The following is a 16,278-nucleotide window of genomic DNA, read 5'->3' on the forward strand; positions in this document are numbered from 1 at the left end:
CATCGTCTCCTCAGGCCTTTTGGCGGCGACTGAAACGATCGGCTGCCACGGCGATCAGGATGATCGTGCCGATGACGACCTGGTGCCAGAAGGTGTTCACGTTGAGCAGGTTGAGCGCGTTGCGGACGACCGCCATCAAAACGGCACCTACGGCGGTTCCAAAAAGAGTGGCGCGCCCGCCGGACAAACCCGTTCCGCCGATAACCACGGCAGCTATGACATCCAGCTCGTACCCCTGGCCGGCTTCAGGCATGGCGGCTTCAAGGCGCGAGGTGAGCAGAACGCCCGCGAAGGCCGACAGGACCCCGACCAGCACGTAAACGGCGATCTTGACCTTGTCCGTGGGGATGCCGACCAGCCGGGCAGCGTCCGGATTGCTGCCGATCGAGAGAACGAAACGGCCGAAACGCGTGTAATAGAGAAGGTAGAAGGCGATCGCGAAGACGATGGCGGTCAGAATGACCGGAACTGGAACACCGCCGGCATAGCTCTGGCCGATCATTCGGAAGGCGGGGTCGGAGGCTCCGACGATCGGAATACCCTGAGTGTAGACCATCACGATACCGCGGCTGATGACCATGATGGCCATTGTGGCGATAAAGTCCGTGATCCCGACCTTGGTGATCAGGATGCCGTTCACCAGTCCGATCACCGCACCGACCGCAATCCCGCCTGCGCATGCCAGAGGAACGGGATAGCCAAGCACAATCAGGTTTGCGGTCACAAGACCGCTCAGCGCAAGTGTCGAACCGACGGAGAGGTCGATGCCCCGCATCCCGATCACAAAGGTCGCTCCAAACGCGATCACGGCAATGGGGACCGCCTGACGAAGAACGTCAGTCAAGTTGCCGAAGGTGAAAAACCGCGGAGCGGCAAAGCCGAGCGCCACCAGAAGAACGACGAAGGCCAGATAAACGCCGGCATTGCCGCCGCTGCGTGCGAGCGTAAGGGGCGAGCGCGGGCGTGTAGCTGCAATATCAGCCATGGATACCTCCCTGAAGATGATGGCCTTGCGGCGGCCTCACCGAATGAAGAGCGAGTGTTTCTTCCTTGGAGGTCGCCGCATCGACGACCGCCGAGATCCGTCCTTCGAACATGACCGCGACCCGGTGACACAGTCCAAGAAGTTCCGCGTTGTCGGCGGACACCACGATGACAGCACAGCCGTCTTTCGCAGCAGCCTGGATGAGGGTGTAGACCTCGGCCTTGGCACGCACGTCGACGCCACGCGTTGGCTCCTCAAGCATGAGCACCTTTGGCTGGGTGAGCAGCCAGCGAGCAAGCATGACTTTTTGCTGGTTACCGCCGCTCAGCGATGTGATGTCGGCACCGGGGCCGTCGCATTTCACGCCGAGCTTGGCGATGTAGCCGGAGGCAATCTCGCGCTCCTTTTTCGGCATCAACGTGATTTTGCCGAGCGTTCGAAGGTTGGCGATAGAGAGGTTCCAGCCGACATTGTGTTGTGGAAAAATCCCCTCGGTTTTACGTTCGGCGGGCAAGAAGGCGACGTGTTGACGAATAGCGTCCGTCGGGTCCGAAATCGCCGCTTGCTTTCCGTCGATCAGAATCGAGCCGGTCTCATGCGGGATCTGCCCGAAGATTGCCCGCAGGAGCGCGCTCTTGCCTGATCCTTCGAGACCCGTGACGCCGAGGATTTCACCCTGGGCTACCGAGAAGGTGATGTCTTCGAAGACACCCCTTTTCGTCAAACCGCGAACGTCCAACGAGGGTTCGGACCTTGCCGGGACGCGGGGAGGAAACTGTTTTGCGAGAGAGCCGCCGATCATCGCACTGACGACCTTGTCTACGTCGAGCTCCGATACGGGCAGGTCTGCGACCGCGCTGCCATCGCGCAAGACCATCACGCGGCTGACGATGCCGAGGAGTTCCTGGATCCGGTGAGACACATATATGAGAGCTTTACCGGCCTGCTGAAGCTTCTTGATGATGGCGAACAGCTGTTTGCGTTCGACCTCCTCGAGCGCTTCGGTCGGCTCGTCCATGATGATGATGTCGGCGTTGCTGCTAATGGCTTTGGCGATCTCGATCATCTGCCGATGCGAGAGGCTAAGCTCTCGAACTGGCCTGTCGAGAGGTACGTCGGCGCCTAACTCGCCCTTCAGGATACGCGAGGCGGCTGCCCGCATGGCCAAATGGTCAAGCGGTGATGCACTTGCACGCCCGTGGCGCAGCTCCCTGCCCGCGAATATATTTTCGGCGGCGTCAAAGTCCGGAAACAGGCTCAGCTCCTGGTAGATGATCGCGATGCCGGCCCTGGACCCGTCTTTGGGATTGTTCAGATCGACCACCTTACCTCTGACAGCAATGGTGCCTTCGTCGCGTGCATATGCACCAGAGAGGATTTTCATGAGCGTCGACTTGCCTGCGCCGTTCTCACCGACCAGGCCGAGAACCTCGCCGGGATTGAGTACGAGCTCGATGCCATCAAGCGCCTTCGTGTTGCCGAAGCGTTTGGCAATGCCTTTCATCTCGAGCAGCGGAGCGTTTGTCATTCAGGTCGCCCTTTTTGAGTGGGCGGCCCCGCGCGAGGCGGGGCCGCGTACTGTCACATCTACTTCTGCTGGACGTAGACGTAGTCGTTCTGATCGAAGGTCTTGATGTTCTTCGCATCGTAGGTTTTGGGCGCCACGAAGATCTTCTTCGGCAGGGCGGTGCCCTTCATCACGAACTCATCCACCGCTCGAATGATGTTGCGACCTTCTTCCTTGGCCCCGGTGTCGACCGTTGCTGCAAAGTCGCCGGTGAGGATCGCGTCGTTGGCTTCCTTCATATTTTCGTAGCCGACGATTGCCACCTTGCCGTTCAGCCCCTTAGCCTTGAGAGCCTGCAGACCGCCAAGGGCCATCTCGTCGTAGAGCGCGACGAGAACTTCGATATCGGGGTTGGCGGTGAACATGTTTTCAGTCACCGACAGGCCTTGGGCACGCACCCAGCCAGCCGGCTGCTGAGCGACGATTTTGAAGTTGGGGTGCTTCGAGATGACCTCGTTGAAACCCTTCATGCGCTGGCTCGTATGCGGACCGGGCAGGCCCTCCAGGATCCCGAGCTTGACTTCCTTGTCGCCATAGGTGTCAACCAGCCATTGCGCCTGCGCACGACCACCATCACTCTGGTCGTAGCCGATATCGCTGACATAATATGGGTTGTCGGCGACGGGTGAATTGAAGAGGAAGATCGGAATGCCCGCCTCGGTGGCGCGCCGGATGGAGGGCAGCAACGCGCCTTCGTTGTATAAGGCAACCGCGATCGCATCCACACCGTCGTTGATCCAGGCTTCCATGGTCCTGATCTGGTCGTCCGTGGCAGACTGGCTGCTCGGAGCTTGCACGAGAAGCTGGATAGTGCCGTCGCCACCGCGCTTATCGATTTCTTCTTTCACGCCAGCCAGAACACGCTGATAGTAGGTGTCCATCGCCGTCGGCAGGAAGCCGACCTTGAGCGGGCGGTTATCCTTCTTAGCAGGTTTGACTTCCTGGCCTGTGGGCTTGATGTCCTTGTCCATCAAGATGCCAGGAAACACCTTCGAATAATCCAACTGCTGTGCAAGCGCTGGGCTGAAGGAAAGCGAAGCGGTGAGCCCGAGAGCAGCACCGAAGATTAACGTCCGTCTGAAAATTGTCACATGATCCTCCCTGGTCGTGACAAGACAAAGTTTTCCCAACCGCGGAACGGGTCCGCGGCGAAGCTTAGCAATCTGAGATTCAAATCTTCGGCTTACAGTCCCGGTGCGATCGTGAAGACCATCCGGATCGGGTTGGAGCCGTAGTTTAGGCACTGGTAGCTGATGCCGCCGGGCAGGAAGAAAGACTCGCCGTCACGGATGTGAAAGGTTTCGTCGGTATCCGCCAAATAGAAGGTTGCGGGGCCTTGCAGAACGTAGAAGACTGCGTCCCCTCCATGGCTGTCGGGTTCGCTCGCGCGCGGTCCAACGCCACCCACAGGGATAGTCAGCTCTCCGACGTGCATGTAATCGTTGCTGACGCAGAACTGGATGAGAATGGGATGATCGCGGCCGGAGACGATGTTCAGACGATCGCTTTTTGCGACCTTCACCAGGTCGCCCCTCTTGCGCGCCTGAGCGCCGTCTACTGGATAGGCTCCGAGTTTCTCAAGGCTCATCACGCTCTCCCTTCGTGCTTATAGAGGCGCGTCGGCCCGTCATAGCCGGTCGGAGGGCCATTCTCGTCCCAGATACGCGGTGCGATGCAAAACAGGATAACTGCAGCCTTGTCGCTGAAGTTATAGCCGCGATGCGGAGCGCCCTTGGGGATAAGCACCGCGTCACCGGGTCCGAGTTCCTCTGTCTGCCCGGTTTCGGGGTTTAGGAGATGCACAACACCTTCGAGGACATAGTACACCTCGTCACCCGCGTGAATGTCGGCCGGGTCGAAGTTGCTTCCCGGCGCGAGCTGATAGATGCCAGTGGTCTGCTGGTCCGTGCTGGCGAGCAGGTAGTTGAGGTCGCTCGAGTACGGCTTCGTCCCCGTATAGATGAACATCTTGTAGCTACCGCGCGTCAGATGGACCGGCTTCTTTTCGCTGGGCGGATGTGGAAAATTGCCGAAGTAGCTTGGCAGTTTTGGCATTTTAGTACCTTAGGTCCGGAGTTCGCGGAGCAGCGACTTGAGAAGCCGCCAGGTCGGATCGACTGTCGTGTGGTTGAGGCGCTCGCGCGTGGTGTGGACGTCGAACGCTTCCGGTCCGATCGACAGCATGTCAATGTCAGGAACCTTCTTTCGAAAAAGGCCGAGCTCGAGACTGGAGTGAGAGACTTCCACATGTGGCTGCTCGCCGAACTCGCGCTCGTAAGCGGCTTTGGCGGCGTTGAGCATTCGCGAATGAGGATTGTATGGCCATTCCGGGCAATCCGCGAATGTCTCCACGCTCGTGCCGTTGCCGATGAGTTCTGACAGCTGCCGGATTTTGTCGACGATGTTGTAGCGACGGGAGCTGACGGCGCTTGGGACCGTATTGACGATTTCGATGGCCTCTTCATCGCTTGAAAGCAATGCCACGGTGTTGGAGCTCTCGACGAGGCCCTCGACCTGAAGGCTTTTGCTCTGGACGCCGTTGGGAAGTAGGTTCAGGGTATCGACCAGCGCCCGGGCGGACTGAGCCGAGAAGACTTCAGTAATCGGCCTCCCTGACTCGCTGACTGTGACCTTGAGGTTGGGATCGCTTGCTTTGTACTCAAGCGCAATCGAAGCCGCTTCCGCTTCAATTCTCTGTCTGAGATCGACAATCCGCGAGGCATCGATCGAAATGAGCGCCTCCGCCTCACCCGGGATAACGTAACGGTTCACGCCACCCTTGACTTCGGCTACGCTGGCCCCAGCATCCCGGATGGCAATCCGGAGCAGCCGTCCGAGCTGGACGATCGCGTTAGCGCGTTCAAGATGGATGTCGAATTCGGAATGACCGCTGCTCAGGCCGGAGATCCGCAGCGAAAGGGCGGCCTGCCCCGAAACGCGCGGTTCCCACTGAACCGGAATGTTGAAGCGCACTGAAATATCGCCAGCGCAGCCTGCGAAAAGCGACTTGGGATCGTGCCAGTTCATGTCGAGAAGGCGCTTACCGCTAAGCTTTGTGCCGTCGAAGTGTTGTGCGCCGCCCTTGCCGACTTCTTCTTGAACCGTCAGGACCACTTCAAGCGGCGGATGCGGGATATCGTCGGATGCCAGCAACGACATTGCGAAAGCCACACCAACGGTGTTGTCCGCCCCAAGGGTTGTCCCCGTCCCATGGATGAAATCGCCGATAACCTGAAGTTTGATGCCTTCGTTCTCAAAGTCGTGGTCAACACCCTCGTCGCTCTCGCAGACGATGTCGGTATGCCCGTGAAGAATGACGGTCGGCGAGTTTTCGTAGCCGGGTGTGCCGGGCTTCTTGATGAGGAGATTGTAGATCTCGTCTTGGTAAACCTCTAAGCCGCGTGCCCGGGCAAAATCGGCGATGTGATCGCTGACCTGCTTCTCGTTGTAAGAACCGCGCGGGATCGCACTTAGCTCTTCGAAAAAGCCAAAGAAGATCGCCGGTTCGAGACCAGCAAGAATAGAATTGTCGCGTTTATCTACAGTTTTTCCAGCGGGGAAACTCATTCGGCCCTCCTCCTAATACGGCATCTGCGCAATACTTCTTCCCTCGCCGAACATAGTCCGGCGACCTCGTAAACCGTATTGCATCTCATCTTACGCGCTAAGGCGATCCAGGTTCAGATGCCCTCCACGCATCGAACCATCTCTGCTTTCAGCTCCTATTTCAAACGCAATATTTCATAAAATAGATGAGCTTTTTTCATCCGACTTCGTTATGGTATAAGCTAACGCATCCATTGAAGCGCAGGCCGAGACCTCCACGAGTTTCGGATACCATGTAGGCATCTGCGTAATTCGGAGCTGGCTCGCGAGATCCCTTCAATCGTCCGGAAGCGGCGCCTTAAGGTGGTCGAGAAACGTCCGGAGCGCGGACGGCACCTGTCGGTGCGAAACGTAGTATGCATGAAAACCCGGCCCAGTAGACGACCAGTCCGGCAGCACCACTTCGAGCAGACCAGCCGCCAGTTTGTCCTCGACGCGTGCGCGCAGGCAGTAAAAGAGACCGCCCCCCTCCTGCGCCATGCGGATGGACAGTTCTGAATCCCCGAGCGTGAGCAGTCCAGGGACGTCTAGGGTAACCATGCGGTCTCCGTCGCCAAGCTCCCATTTGCAGACGTGGTCTGTACCGGTTCGGATCCGGATGCACTCGTGCGTCAAGAGATCTTCCGGCCGCTCCGGCCGCCCTCGTTCGTTGAGATAGGTTGGAGAGCCGACGACGATCCATTCAAGTTCGGCAGTCAGACGCGACGCGATCATCCCCTCGGGAACTGTTCCTCCATAGCGGATGCCCGCGTCGAAACCTTCGGCGACCATATCGATAAAGCGATCCTCGACGCTGACTTCGATCTCGACATCTGGGTAGTTGCTGCGAAAACTGTGCAGTCGAGGAGCGATCAACAGCTCGGCGGCGTCACGCAGCGTGGTCACTCTCACCCTGCCCGTAGGACCGCTCCTGAAACTGTCCAGGAGATCCATCGCAGCCTGGATGCCGAGGAAACGGGGCTCTAGTTCGGCAAGCAGTACTTCGCCGGCGGCGGTGAGACTGATGCTCCTGCTTGTCCGATGAAACAGACGGACGCCGAGACGGGCCTCCAAACCCCTGATCGAGTGGCTGAGAGCGGAGCCGGAAACGCCGCGAAGCGCGGCCGCCTTTCGGAACCCCCCCGCCCTCGCGATCGCGACGAAAGTTTCAAGGTCGGCCAGATCGGCCCGCGTGGATAGCATGAGTTATGGATACTCCCACTTCGACTGAATAAGATCGTCCTGGCCGATGCCGACCTTGCTTCAGACGGCTGGCGTCTTCAATCCTTATTCAACCAACCTGGCTTTGGTATGTGATGACCACGGAAGCAGTCAAAAATTTGACATTAGTTGATCCATGTCGGATCCGGGGAGCTACGACGGGAGAGGGGCCGGGTCGCTGAATAGCACCTCCGGGATTAGATCGTCATGCAATGAAGATCATCTTGTCCACAGCCACGAGAGACGGCACCGGTTGGAACGGGATACCACCTCCGCGCGGGCGGCCTGACAGTCCCGGAGGTTCAAGTTCTGAGCTTTCGAAAACGCCGGCTACCAGTCCTGCCGGGTTGGATGGACGACAATGTCGTTGATCGTGATCTCTGGGGGCTGATCTAGGGCATAGACCACGGCTTCAGCCACCGACGACGGCGGAATACCTTGCTTGTTGAGCTCTCCGGCGATCTTTCTGCCCGACTCGTCATGAACCTTGTCGGCCCAGCCGGTATCGATCACGCCAGGGCTGATCATAGACACCTGGATCCCACTTCCCACGCCCACCTCCTTTCTGAGGCTTTCGGTGATACCGCGTATGAAGAACTTCGTGGCTCCATAAACGCCTGCCGCCTCGCCGACATGAACGCCGGCGATAGAGCCCATATTCAGGATGCGGCCGGACCGGCGCTCCAACATCGACGGCAGCACGGCGGCAATCGCATGTAGATAGCCACGCAGGTTGGTATCGATCATCTTGTTCCAATCGCCGACCGCGGCATCCTTCCAATAGGAAAAGAGCATGAGGCCCGCATTGTTGACCAATATATCGACCGGGCCGTACGTCGTCGTGGCGAACGGGACGAGGGCCTTGGTACTCTCAAAATCCGTGGCATCGGCAACCTTGTAGCTGGCAATACCTCCGGAACCGGCGATGTCTTCGACAATCTGACTGAGGCGTTCCTCATTGCGGCCGGCAAGGACGACGCGCGCACCTTTTTCCGCCAATCCTTTGGCGGTCGCTGCTCCAATGCCCGAGGAAGCTCCCGTGACGATTGCGACCTTGTCTTTCAGATGTGCCATGATGTGCTCCTTCACTGCGGTTGGGTCAGTTCGGCTTGCCGGGCGGCTTTAACAGGCTCCGGGGTTGTCCGGTTTTCCAACACCTGCCGCTTGGTATTCTGGTCTCCGCCGACGACATGGTCGATGTCGTTCATGAGGGCCTCGAAGCCCTGCTTGGCGACGAGCGTCTTGTCGTTTTTCTGCTGGCCACCGAGCTTCGTATCGCCCATCCCAGCGTTCGCGTGGAAGTCGCTGTTGGTGGCGCCCGGAAGGAGTGCCGTCACCGTGACCCCGGTCGAGCGCAACTCCTCGCGCAGAGATTCCGCGAACATGTAACCGAATGCCTTCGACGGGCCGTAGACGGTTTCGTATGGCGTGGGCAGGGTCGCCGAAACCGAGGATGTGATGAGGATCCTGCCGCGGCCGTTCTTGACCATATGTTGGACGACGCGTTTGGCCATATGGACGGTCCCAGTGACATTGATTCTAAGCAGGCGAAACTCATCCTCGAGATCGTTATCGACGAAGGCGCCGCCGATACCGATACCAACGTTCAGAGCCGCGGCTTCCAGTGGGCGCCCCAGCCCCTGCGTGAAAGTCCAGAAACCCTCAACGCCATCGTATGTCGAGGCATCCGCTTTGAACGGATACGCTTCGGCGTCAAGGCTTCGTAGCGCATCGGCGGCCTCGTTTACCTTGTCGCTTGAGCCTGAAATAGCAACGTCAAATCCATTCTTGGCGAATTGTTTGGCAAGCTCGAAGCCTATTCCAGATGAGCCGCCCGTGACCATTGCGAGTGGTTTATTACCAGTCATGATTTCACTCCTTTGGTTTTATCAGCACCACGATCGCCTCGAGGCGCTGGTGACCTAATGCCCGTGGAGCCGGTTGGTTACATGAGCAAAATCGATCGGGGCGGTGAGCAAAAATCAACCACCGATCTGGCAGATACCAGGAGTGAGGGACCTTTTGGTCGCGTTCGCAGCCAAATTGACGAGGCATTCCCGACGTCACGAAGGCACCCAAGAGTGAACACCCCTCATCGGTGCGTGCGATCCAGCTCACTTCAAGTGGTCGGCGGAGTGGCCTATGTTGTTAGGAGGATGAGCTGTCGTTCGCAGCCAGCAGATATGGTCCGACCACACAAGCGCCCGCGTAGCGCTGGTGCCTTCGGCCGAGAAAATCCACCGCGACGGCGTGTCCGGCACACCTTCCAGCGGTGACGTCCAATGACGGGAAAGACAAAGATGAGCGAGAGAATGAACAGTATCGTTGCTCCTGGCCGCGTTGCGGTCATCACGGGAGCTGCGAAGGGCATCGGCTTGGCAATCGCGAGGGCTCTCGCGGCCCGCGGCATGAAGCTCGCATTGTTGGATCTCGACACCCACGCACTTGATGATGTTACCTCGACACTCGATACGGACACTCTGGTTGTGAGCGGCGACGTCTCGGATCTATCGACACTGACGAGGTTGCAGGACGAAACGCTCTCTCGGTTTGGCGACGTGGCCATCCTTGTAAACAACGCGGGCATTACGCAAGGAGCCGGCCCCTGGGATGATCCTGTAAAGTGGCGACGCCAGATCGATGTAAACTTCGGAGGTGTTCTAGCCGCACAACACGTCTTCGTGCCCTACCTGATCAAGGCAGCCCGACCATCGGCGGTCGTCAACCTCGGCTCCAAGGAAGGAATTACAACTCCTCCAGGCAATGCCGCCTATTCGGTGGCAAAGGCAGCTGTCAAGGTGCTGACCGAACAGCTGTCGCACGAGCTTTTGAAGGAGACGGGAGGTCGTGTATCGGCTCATCTCCTCGTCCCTGGCTACACGTGGACACCCATGAACATCGCACTCAAGCCGAAGGGCGCTGCCAGGCCCGATCAGGCATGGACCGCAGAGCAGCTGGTGGAATACTTCCTGGCCCGTCTGCTCGACGAGGACTTTTACATCATTTGTCCTGATAACGCGGTCACGTCTGCGATCGATGCCAGACGGATCCGCTGGGCGGCCGACGACGTGATCCTGAACCGGCCGGCGCTTTCACGCTGGCACCCCGACTGGATGGATAAATTTGCAGCCTGGATGAAGGTAGGCCACTGACGGTGGAATGTTTGTAGAGGAGCGTAGTCCAATGCCTAGACCCTATGTAATCTGTCACATGATGTCGCCGCTGGATGGCCGATTGATCGTCAATGATTGGGCCGAGGCAACCGGCCATTCGGTCGATGAGCTCGTGAAGATCTATGACGACCTGCATGAGAAGATCGGCGCCGACGCCTGGCTTTCGGGAAGAGCGACGGGAGAAGAGTTCGCGGACGCCGTCGACCATCCCTATCAAACAACCGGCACGGCCGCGCGACCGATCCGTATCGCCAACCCGGATGCCGACGAGTTCGCTGTTATCGTTGATAAGGACGGTCGGCTACGCTGGGACAAGAACGACATTGAGGGGGCTCACCTTGTCGTCCTGACAGGATCTGACGTGGATGATGCTTACCTGGCGGGCCTCACCCAGGCTGGCGTTTCCTATATCGTATCGGAGAAAGATGGCGTCGATCTGAAAAACGCGCTCGACGTTCTCGGAACCGAGTTCGGTGTGAAGCGCTTGATGCTGGAAGGCGGGGCGCAAACTAATGGCAATTTCTTGGATGCGGGTCTTGTTGACGAGGTCAGCCTAGTCATCTTCCCTGCGATCGGAGGCAAGTCGAATACACCGGCCATATTCGAGGGCGGTGAGGATGGGCTTGCCGGCGGGGCGAGGCTTACGTTTATCAGCGCCGAAGCCGCTGGCCTCGGCTCCGTCCATCTGAGATATCGCGTTGAACGTCCATAGGAGAAGCCCACAGGAGAAGATTGTGGAAGGGCTCCCCCCATCAAGGGCCGAACTTGAGATTCGGGGACAGGTGCCGCCTTGCGCGGCATCTACCCGAAGGATCGTTGGCCATATTCACTTCCTCTCCTGCGGTGCCACTCTAAGCTGCACATTGGATCCTTCCAAAGCCGCGCGGACGTCGATTGGCGGTTCCTGGTCGGTGATGATAACTTCGAACTCGTCAATGGTGGCCAGGACATGAAGAGCAGTATGATTGAAGCGCTTATGGTTTAAGAGCAAGCAGCGACGCGCGGCGCTTGCAATCATCGCTCGCTTCGAGCGGACAACGTCATCATCCATATGGTAGACGCGCAATCCAGAAACTGCCGGCGTTGAGATAAAGGCGATGTCGGCGCTGAGACGCGACAATGCCTGTTCGGCGACGACGCCGAAAAAACCATTGAACTTCATCGAATAGCGTCCACCGACCGCAATCAGGTTGATCCCTGATTCCGTCTTGAGCCGATCGATGACCGCCGCATTGTTGGTGATCACCGTCAGCGGCCTCCTCTGAGGCAGCAATTCCCCGAGCACCGACGCCATAGATCCGTCGTTGACCATCACCGTCATGCCGGGCTCGACGAGTTCAAGGGCGGCCTCTGCCATCCGGCGCTTGGCCTCGCCCTCCTGCTGCTGGCGAAACCGGAAATCGCTTTCGAAATGGCCTCCTGCCTCGATCGTTGCCCCGCCACGGACCTTGCGAAGCATCCCTGCCTGCTCAAGATCATCCAGATCCCGGTGGATGGTCATCTTGGATACAGCGAACCGATCGGATAGGTCGTCGAGATCCACCACCCTCTGCGCGACCAACAGGTCCATAATGGCCTGCCTCCGATCATCTCTCTTCATATTCTAGTCCTCCGGCGCACTAATCCGATCCTTTAACATCAAGATCCGACGCTACAAATCACATGCAAACATCATTTTTCGTTAGTTTGTGTTGCTCTATTCGACAACGCCCGTGACGCTGCTGGCATGATGGGACACGTGAAGACGCATGATGGTGCGATTGCACCACTCCATGCATGGCCGAAGGCGCTCATTTTCTAACGAAACAAGGATGGTTTGGAGGTTCAAGCGCAAATATCATCGCCATGGAGAATGGTCCCGCGCGTCAGCCGCGCACGGAAGACGGAGGCCTTGTCCTCCAGGGTGAACATCGCGGACTACCGGGCCGTCATCAAAGCGGGCGCGAATATAGGGCTTCTTCACCGGGCAGATCACCGTAGCGGGCAAGGTGTTTGGAAAAGGCCGGAGTCACTGTGAACTGACACCCGGCCTTTTCTCTGCTTATCGCCTTGGGAGGACGATTGTGAACGATGCAGCTTGGCGTTCGCGCTGCTTCAAATCGATCAAACTCTTGATACGTCTCCGTCGGCCACACAAATCTCGACGAGCATGAGCTGGCGAGCCGTCAGACGCGAGGGATAGATTTTTGACAGCTGCTCCTCGTGCATGGGAACAATTCGTCGTTCGTCCATACCAACGATTTTGAGCATCTCCTCGGCGGACTCGATCAGACGTGTCTGGCTGCCATTGGCAAGGCCCGGCGGCACAAAGCAGGGATCGGTGGCGTCCTCACCCGTGAGGTTGCTGTAGGTGTAGATGACGTCGCCGGACAGGATAAACTTGCCGTCTCCACCGCCGGTCTCCACCACCACATATTGCGATCCTGCGGTATGGGTGTCGAATGCCGGATAGACATGAACGCCTGGCACCAGGTTTTCCCGCTCTCCCTCCACCAGCTCCAGGCGGCCTTCGATATTTGCCTGGGTCAGATAGAGGATATCCGCCGGATTCAGTCCGGCCTGCAATGAACGGAAGCGCCGACCCTTTGCCAGAATCCACATCCAGGATTCCAATTCTTTTTTCTGAATGAAAATCTTAGCATTTGGGAAGAACTTTAGGCCGCCAATGTGATCGAAGTGCGCGTGCGTGAGGATGACATGCGTGACGTCATGGGGCCTGATCCCGCATTCCCCGAGAACGATTTCCGGAGGCGTCCAACCGGTAACGCCGATTGAGTTGGCGATCTGGCCTCCGAAATCGGCGGCGTCGTGACCGGCATCGACCAGAACGACTGCATCTCCTGACTTGATGAGTATGTATGCGAACGGCAGGTTCATCGTGCCCTGATTATGGGCGCCGTAAAAAACCCCGCTGACCGGGTGCACCGGGCTTCGAGAGTATTCAAGCACCCAGATCGAATGCGTTCCCATGGTCTTCCTCCCCATGTCCAAGTAGGGACCCTCCACAGCATGCTGTCGTGTCGAAGGTCGACGTGCCTAAGATGGCGGCCGATCGTTTCAGCTCGATCGCCGCATTTGAAAGCAGCCCCAGCAGGGGTGCATCTGAAACCAGGACACCGCGCTGCAGGTGCTCCTCCGCCTCGACAAGCAGGCCATCTGCCCGTCCAAGATGGGAGAGTGCGTGGCCCTGCCCCGCGAGACCGCGCAAGCCCGCAAGCGAGGAACGGACGGATCGCTTTATCTCTGTGGCGCGATTAGCGAGTTCTCCAATCAAGAGGCGCATGCTCTTCTCCCTCAATGCCATATGCATGAAGGAGTAGATCGCGAGGAGCTCGCCATATGTCCTGACGAGCGCCTCGAGGCATGCGCGCGCCTCCGGCGATGGAACCGAACCCACGAGCGCTTCACAGCGGAAGCCGCCGAAAACGGTGCCTCCGCTGGCCATCATCGTACAACCGTCGGCAGCGGAGCGTTTGACGGAAGAAGGCTCGCCTCAGTCAAAGCGTCCCAAAATGCAGCGGGTATTGTCTCGTTGATCGCCTTCACGTTCTGCTCGACTTCCAATGCGCTCTTTGCACCCATGACCAGCGTGGCCACTGCCGGATGCGCATAGACGAATTGCATCGCCGCTGCAGGCAAGCTCACCGCATATCTTAAGCAAATGCTCTCGATGGCCTTGACCTTTTCGACGACGGCCGCCGGAACCTTGCCGTAATCGTAAGTGGCCGCGGGACCGCTTACGCCGGTCGCGAGGATCCCGGAATTGAAGATCCCGCCGGCGATCACGGAGACGTTCCGCTGGAGCAACTCGTCGAACGCGGCCTCAAGCGGGGTATGATTCAAAAGGGTGTAGCGGCCGGCGATCAACGAGCAGTCGATCGGAAATTCACGGGCGACACCCACGACAGACTCGGTCTCGTTGACACCCAGACCAATGGCCGATACGGCTCCGCTGGAGCGAAGTTCGTCCAGTGCCTTGTAACCGGAGGCCCGCAACTGGTTCCAATAGAATTCGCTCTGGTCGCCGTGCCATGCCCGACCAACGTCATGCACGAGAAGAACGTCAATATAGTCTAGGCCGAGGCGCTGTTGGCTGTCTTCGAATGCACGCATCACGCCGTCATAGGTGTAATCGTAGGTATCGAGAAACGGAAGCGGGTCGATCCACTCGATGCCGTAGACGGTCTCTAACTTCTTCGTCCTGCTTGCGGGCTTCAATACGCGTCCGACTTTGGTGCTTACCACCACGTTTTCGCGCAGCTTGTTCGCCCTGAGGGCATGGCCAAGATAATGCTCCGACTTGCCGAATCCATACATCGGCGCGCAATCGAAATAGCGGATGCCGGCCGCATACCCGGCGAGGATCGTCGCTTCGAATTCGTCGTAGGAGACATCGGCGTTGAAGCCAGAGAGCGGCACTGTGCCTAGCCCAAGCGAAGTTACCTGAACTTTGCTTTTTCCGAGCGGCCTAGTTTCAAGTTCGGTCATGTGATCATCCCTAGATGTCGATAGGAGGCGTCGAAGCGATGTAGCTTCCGCCATGCCGTCATTGTTCGGGTAAAGCCCGTGTCCCAAATGCGTGTCATGTCGCCGGCGTCTGCCGCCAACCACACCAGAAATGCTTGATGGACCTCCGTGGCCTGACTCCTCCATCGGCAAAGTGTAAGGTATAAGGTCATACCTATAGAGGCAAGCGTTTTTTGCGTGCCGCCATCCGCAATTGCTTAAAAATGCCGCCTACGCGCAACGGGGCGCGGCAGCTCGTCTCAGCCGATCGTTGATTGCCCTGCCAAGGCCAATCAGAGGCACAGGGGCGAATGCAATCACGTCACTCGCGCCGGCCAAGGCGTCGGCTTCACTCATGGCGGTGTAGAGGTTGCGGGCAGCTTCCTGAAGGTCACCGGAAGAAGACAGCGTCAATTGACAGCCCTCGCACTCCGGTCCGAAACCGACCCAGACCATATTGGCGGCAGGACGGTCGACATTCATCTGAACGGCGGCTTCCGGAGCATAATGGCTCTTTAGCTGGCCTGGTGCCGAGACTTTTTGGGGCCCAGTGTCCTCGTCAATCGGGCCGAGTAAAGCTTCCAGTGCCTCCCGCGGAACTGACCCGTGGCGTAGAATGATCGGAGATCCGACCAAAGACAGAATAGTCGATTCCAGGCCGTGATCGCATATGTCTTCTTCCACGATTCCCGAAATCCGTCCGTCCAACTGGCGGACAACTTCCACGAAGCGGGTCGAGGTGACCTTCCCGGAACGATTGGCTGAAGGCGCTGCCACCGGAAATCCGACGGCCCGGATCAGCCGTTGGGCGACACTCGACGAGGGAAATCGGATTGCGACATTTTTCATGCCCGCGGTAACTGCGGTTGCGAGCCCCGCGTCTTCCCGCTTTGGCAGGAGCAATGTCAGAGGTCCCGGCCAAAAGCTGGCAGCAGCCAACTCTGCCTCCGGATTGAAATGTGCCATCCTGCGCGCCATTTCCACGTCCGAAACGTGGATAATCAGGGGATTATGCCGCGGGCGTCCTTTGGCTTCATAGATGCGCTCGATCCCGGCGGGGCTGCTGGCGTCCGCGCCGAGCCCGTAAACCGTCTCCGTCGGAAACGCGACAACTTCGCCATTTCGCATGAGCCGGGCGGCAGCTTCAATCGCGCTGTCGCTGACGTCAAAATGACGGGTGGTGGCCATCTTTTTTCCTCGCGCTGGTTCTGGAAGGGAGCAGAGATCGATACGACCAAAGC

16 protein-coding genes are annotated in these 16,278 nt (G+C 58.4%); 2 read left to right on the top strand and 14 right to left on the bottom strand.

Annotated features, from left to right (window positions below; translation table 11 throughout):
* Nucleotides 1-10: 10 nt before the first annotated feature.
* The 9 genes from rbsC to ATY77_RS18735 form a co-directional block, all read right to left on the bottom strand.
* Complete coding sequence (gene rbsC / locus ATY77_RS18695; protein ID WP_040140044.1) at nt 11-985, bottom strand: ribose ABC transporter permease; 975 nt, start codon at nt 983-985, stop codon at nt 11-13.
* Nucleotides 978-2,513 (bottom strand): sugar ABC transporter ATP-binding protein, encoded by a 1,536-nt coding sequence (locus ATY77_RS18700; RefSeq protein WP_088688515.1) that lies wholly within the window; start codon nt 2,511-2,513, stop codon nt 978-980. The genes rbsC and ATY77_RS18700 overlap by 8 nt, the downstream gene beginning before the upstream one ends.
* Nucleotides 2,514-2,572: 59 nt before the next feature.
* A complete protein-coding gene (locus ATY77_RS18705; protein WP_004129729.1) occupies nt 2,573-3,643 on the bottom strand; it encodes a sugar ABC transporter substrate-binding protein in 1,071 nt (356 codons plus the stop codon).
* A gap of 92 nt (nt 3,644-3,735) precedes the next feature.
* The gene (locus tag ATY77_RS18710) at nt 3,736-4,140 is read right to left on the bottom strand and encodes a cupin domain-containing protein (protein ID WP_088688516.1); all 405 of its coding nucleotides are present in this window, start codon (nt 4,138-4,140) and stop codon (nt 3,736-3,738) included.
* Nucleotides 4,140-4,607, bottom strand: a complete 468-nt coding sequence (locus tag ATY77_RS18715; protein WP_088688517.1) for a cupin domain-containing protein — start codon at nt 4,605-4,607, stop codon at nt 4,140-4,142. Before ATY77_RS18715 ends, ATY77_RS18710 begins: the two co-directional genes overlap by 1 nt.
* A 9-nt stretch (nt 4,608-4,616) precedes the next feature.
* Nucleotides 4,617-6,119, bottom strand: coding sequence for an aminoacyl-histidine dipeptidase (locus tag ATY77_RS18720; protein WP_088688518.1), 1,503 nt, complete (start codon nt 6,117-6,119; stop codon nt 4,617-4,619).
* A 315-nt stretch (nt 6,120-6,434) separates the two neighbouring features.
* On the bottom strand, nt 6,435-7,340 hold the full coding sequence (locus tag ATY77_RS18725; protein WP_088688519.1) for a LysR family transcriptional regulator: 906 nt from the start codon (nt 7,338-7,340) through the stop codon (nt 6,435-6,437).
* A gap of 348 nt (nt 7,341-7,688) precedes the next feature.
* Nucleotides 7,689-8,432, bottom strand: coding sequence for an SDR family oxidoreductase (locus tag ATY77_RS18730; RefSeq protein WP_088688520.1), 744 nt, complete (start codon nt 8,430-8,432; stop codon nt 7,689-7,691).
* Between the two features lie 11 nt (nt 8,433-8,443).
* Complete coding sequence (locus tag ATY77_RS18735; protein ID WP_190237661.1) at nt 8,444-9,226, bottom strand: SDR family NAD(P)-dependent oxidoreductase; 783 nt, start codon at nt 9,224-9,226, stop codon at nt 8,444-8,446.
* A gap of 432 nt (nt 9,227-9,658) precedes the next feature.
* Between ATY77_RS18735 and ATY77_RS18740 the strand changes: the two genes are divergently transcribed.
* Both ATY77_RS18740 and ATY77_RS18745 read left to right on the top strand, forming a co-directional pair.
* Nucleotides 9,659-10,510: an SDR family NAD(P)-dependent oxidoreductase gene (locus ATY77_RS18740; protein ID WP_088688522.1), complete on the top strand. Its 852-nt coding sequence runs from the start codon at nt 9,659-9,661 to the stop codon at nt 10,508-10,510.
* A 31-nt stretch (nt 10,511-10,541) separates the two neighbouring features.
* Entirely contained in the window at nt 10,542-11,243 is a 702-nt protein-coding gene (locus ATY77_RS18745) for a RibD family protein (RefSeq protein ID WP_088688523.1), read from the top strand.
* 114 nt (nt 11,244-11,357) lie between these two features.
* On the opposite strand, the gene ATY77_RS18750 is transcribed toward ATY77_RS18745, so the two are convergent.
* The 5 genes from ATY77_RS18750 to ATY77_RS18770 form a co-directional block, all read right to left on the bottom strand.
* The gene (locus ATY77_RS18750) at nt 11,358-12,131 is read right to left on the bottom strand and encodes a DeoR/GlpR family DNA-binding transcription regulator (RefSeq protein ID WP_088688524.1); all 774 of its coding nucleotides are present in this window, start codon (nt 12,129-12,131) and stop codon (nt 11,358-11,360) included.
* A gap of 503 nt (nt 12,132-12,634) precedes the next feature.
* Entirely contained in the window at nt 12,635-13,501 is an 867-nt protein-coding gene (locus tag ATY77_RS18755; RefSeq protein ID WP_088688525.1) for an N-acyl homoserine lactonase family protein, read from the bottom strand.
* The gene (locus tag ATY77_RS18760; RefSeq protein ID WP_245314367.1) at nt 13,473-13,814 is read right to left on the bottom strand and encodes a hypothetical protein; all 342 of its coding nucleotides are present in this window, start codon (nt 13,812-13,814) and stop codon (nt 13,473-13,475) included. The genes ATY77_RS18755 and ATY77_RS18760 overlap by 29 nt, the downstream gene beginning before the upstream one ends.
* Before the next feature lie 161 nt (nt 13,815-13,975).
* Nucleotides 13,976-15,019 carry an aldo/keto reductase gene (locus tag ATY77_RS18765; RefSeq protein WP_088688526.1) on the bottom strand — a complete coding sequence of 348 codons (1,044 nt, stop codon included), beginning with the start codon at nt 15,017-15,019 and terminating at the stop codon, nt 13,976-13,978.
* A 249-nt stretch (nt 15,020-15,268) separates the two neighbouring features.
* Nucleotides 15,269-16,225, bottom strand: coding sequence for an L-threonylcarbamoyladenylate synthase (locus ATY77_RS18770; RefSeq protein ID WP_013984677.1), 957 nt, complete (start codon nt 16,223-16,225; stop codon nt 15,269-15,271).
* Nucleotides 16,226-16,278 lie beyond the last annotated feature (53 nt).

Source organism: Rhizobium sp. R634, from assembly GCF_002211305.1.
Taxonomy (GTDB): Bacteria; Pseudomonadota; Alphaproteobacteria; order Rhizobiales; family Rhizobiaceae; genus Rhizobium.

What these genes read in the sequence shown, in the direction of transcription:
- rbsC (WP_040140044.1), bottom strand. Translation starts at nt 985, where the DNA reads ATGGCTGATATTGCAGCTACACGCCCGCGCTCGCCCCTTACGCTCGCA.
- ATY77_RS18700 (WP_088688515.1), bottom strand. Translation starts at nt 2,513, where the DNA reads ATGACAAACGCTCCGCTGCTCGAGATGAAAGGCATTGCCAAACGCTTC.
- ATY77_RS18710 (WP_088688516.1), bottom strand. Translation starts at nt 4,140, where the DNA reads ATGAGCCTTGAGAAACTCGGAGCCTATCCAGTAGACGGCGCTCAGGCG.
- ATY77_RS18715 (WP_088688517.1), bottom strand. Translation starts at nt 4,607, where the DNA reads ATGCCAAAACTGCCAAGCTACTTCGGCAATTTTCCACATCCGCCCAGC.
- ATY77_RS18720 (WP_088688518.1), bottom strand. Translation starts at nt 6,119, where the DNA reads ATGAGTTTCCCCGCTGGAAAAACTGTAGATAAACGCGACAATTCTATT.
- ATY77_RS18725 (WP_088688519.1), bottom strand. Translation starts at nt 7,340, where the DNA reads ATGCTATCCACGCGGGCCGATCTGGCCGACCTTGAAACTTTCGTCGCG.
- ATY77_RS18730 (WP_088688520.1), bottom strand. Translation starts at nt 8,432, where the DNA reads ATGGCACATCTGAAAGACAAGGTCGCAATCGTCACGGGAGCTTCCTCG.
- ATY77_RS18735 (WP_190237661.1), bottom strand. Translation starts at nt 9,226, where the DNA reads ATGACTGGTAATAAACCACTCGCAATGGTCACGGGCGGCTCATCTGGA.
- ATY77_RS18740 (WP_088688522.1), top strand. Translation starts at nt 9,659, where the DNA reads ATGAGCGAGAGAATGAACAGTATCGTTGCTCCTGGCCGCGTTGCGGTC.
- ATY77_RS18745 (WP_088688523.1), top strand. Translation starts at nt 10,542, where the DNA reads ATGCCTAGACCCTATGTAATCTGTCACATGATGTCGCCGCTGGATGGC.
- ATY77_RS18750 (WP_088688524.1), bottom strand. Translation starts at nt 12,131, where the DNA reads ATGAAGAGAGATGATCGGAGGCAGGCCATTATGGACCTGTTGGTCGCG.
- ATY77_RS18755 (WP_088688525.1), bottom strand. Translation starts at nt 13,501, where the DNA reads ATGGGAACGCATTCGATCTGGGTGCTTGAATACTCTCGAAGCCCGGTG.
- ATY77_RS18760 (WP_245314367.1), bottom strand. Translation starts at nt 13,814, where the DNA reads ATGCGCCTCTTGATTGGAGAACTCGCTAATCGCGCCACAGAGATAAAG.
- ATY77_RS18765 (WP_088688526.1), bottom strand. Translation starts at nt 15,019, where the DNA reads ATGACCGAACTTGAAACTAGGCCGCTCGGAAAAAGCAAAGTTCAGGTA.
- ATY77_RS18770 (WP_013984677.1), bottom strand. Translation starts at nt 16,225, where the DNA reads ATGGCCACCACCCGTCATTTTGACGTCAGCGACAGCGCGATTGAAGCT.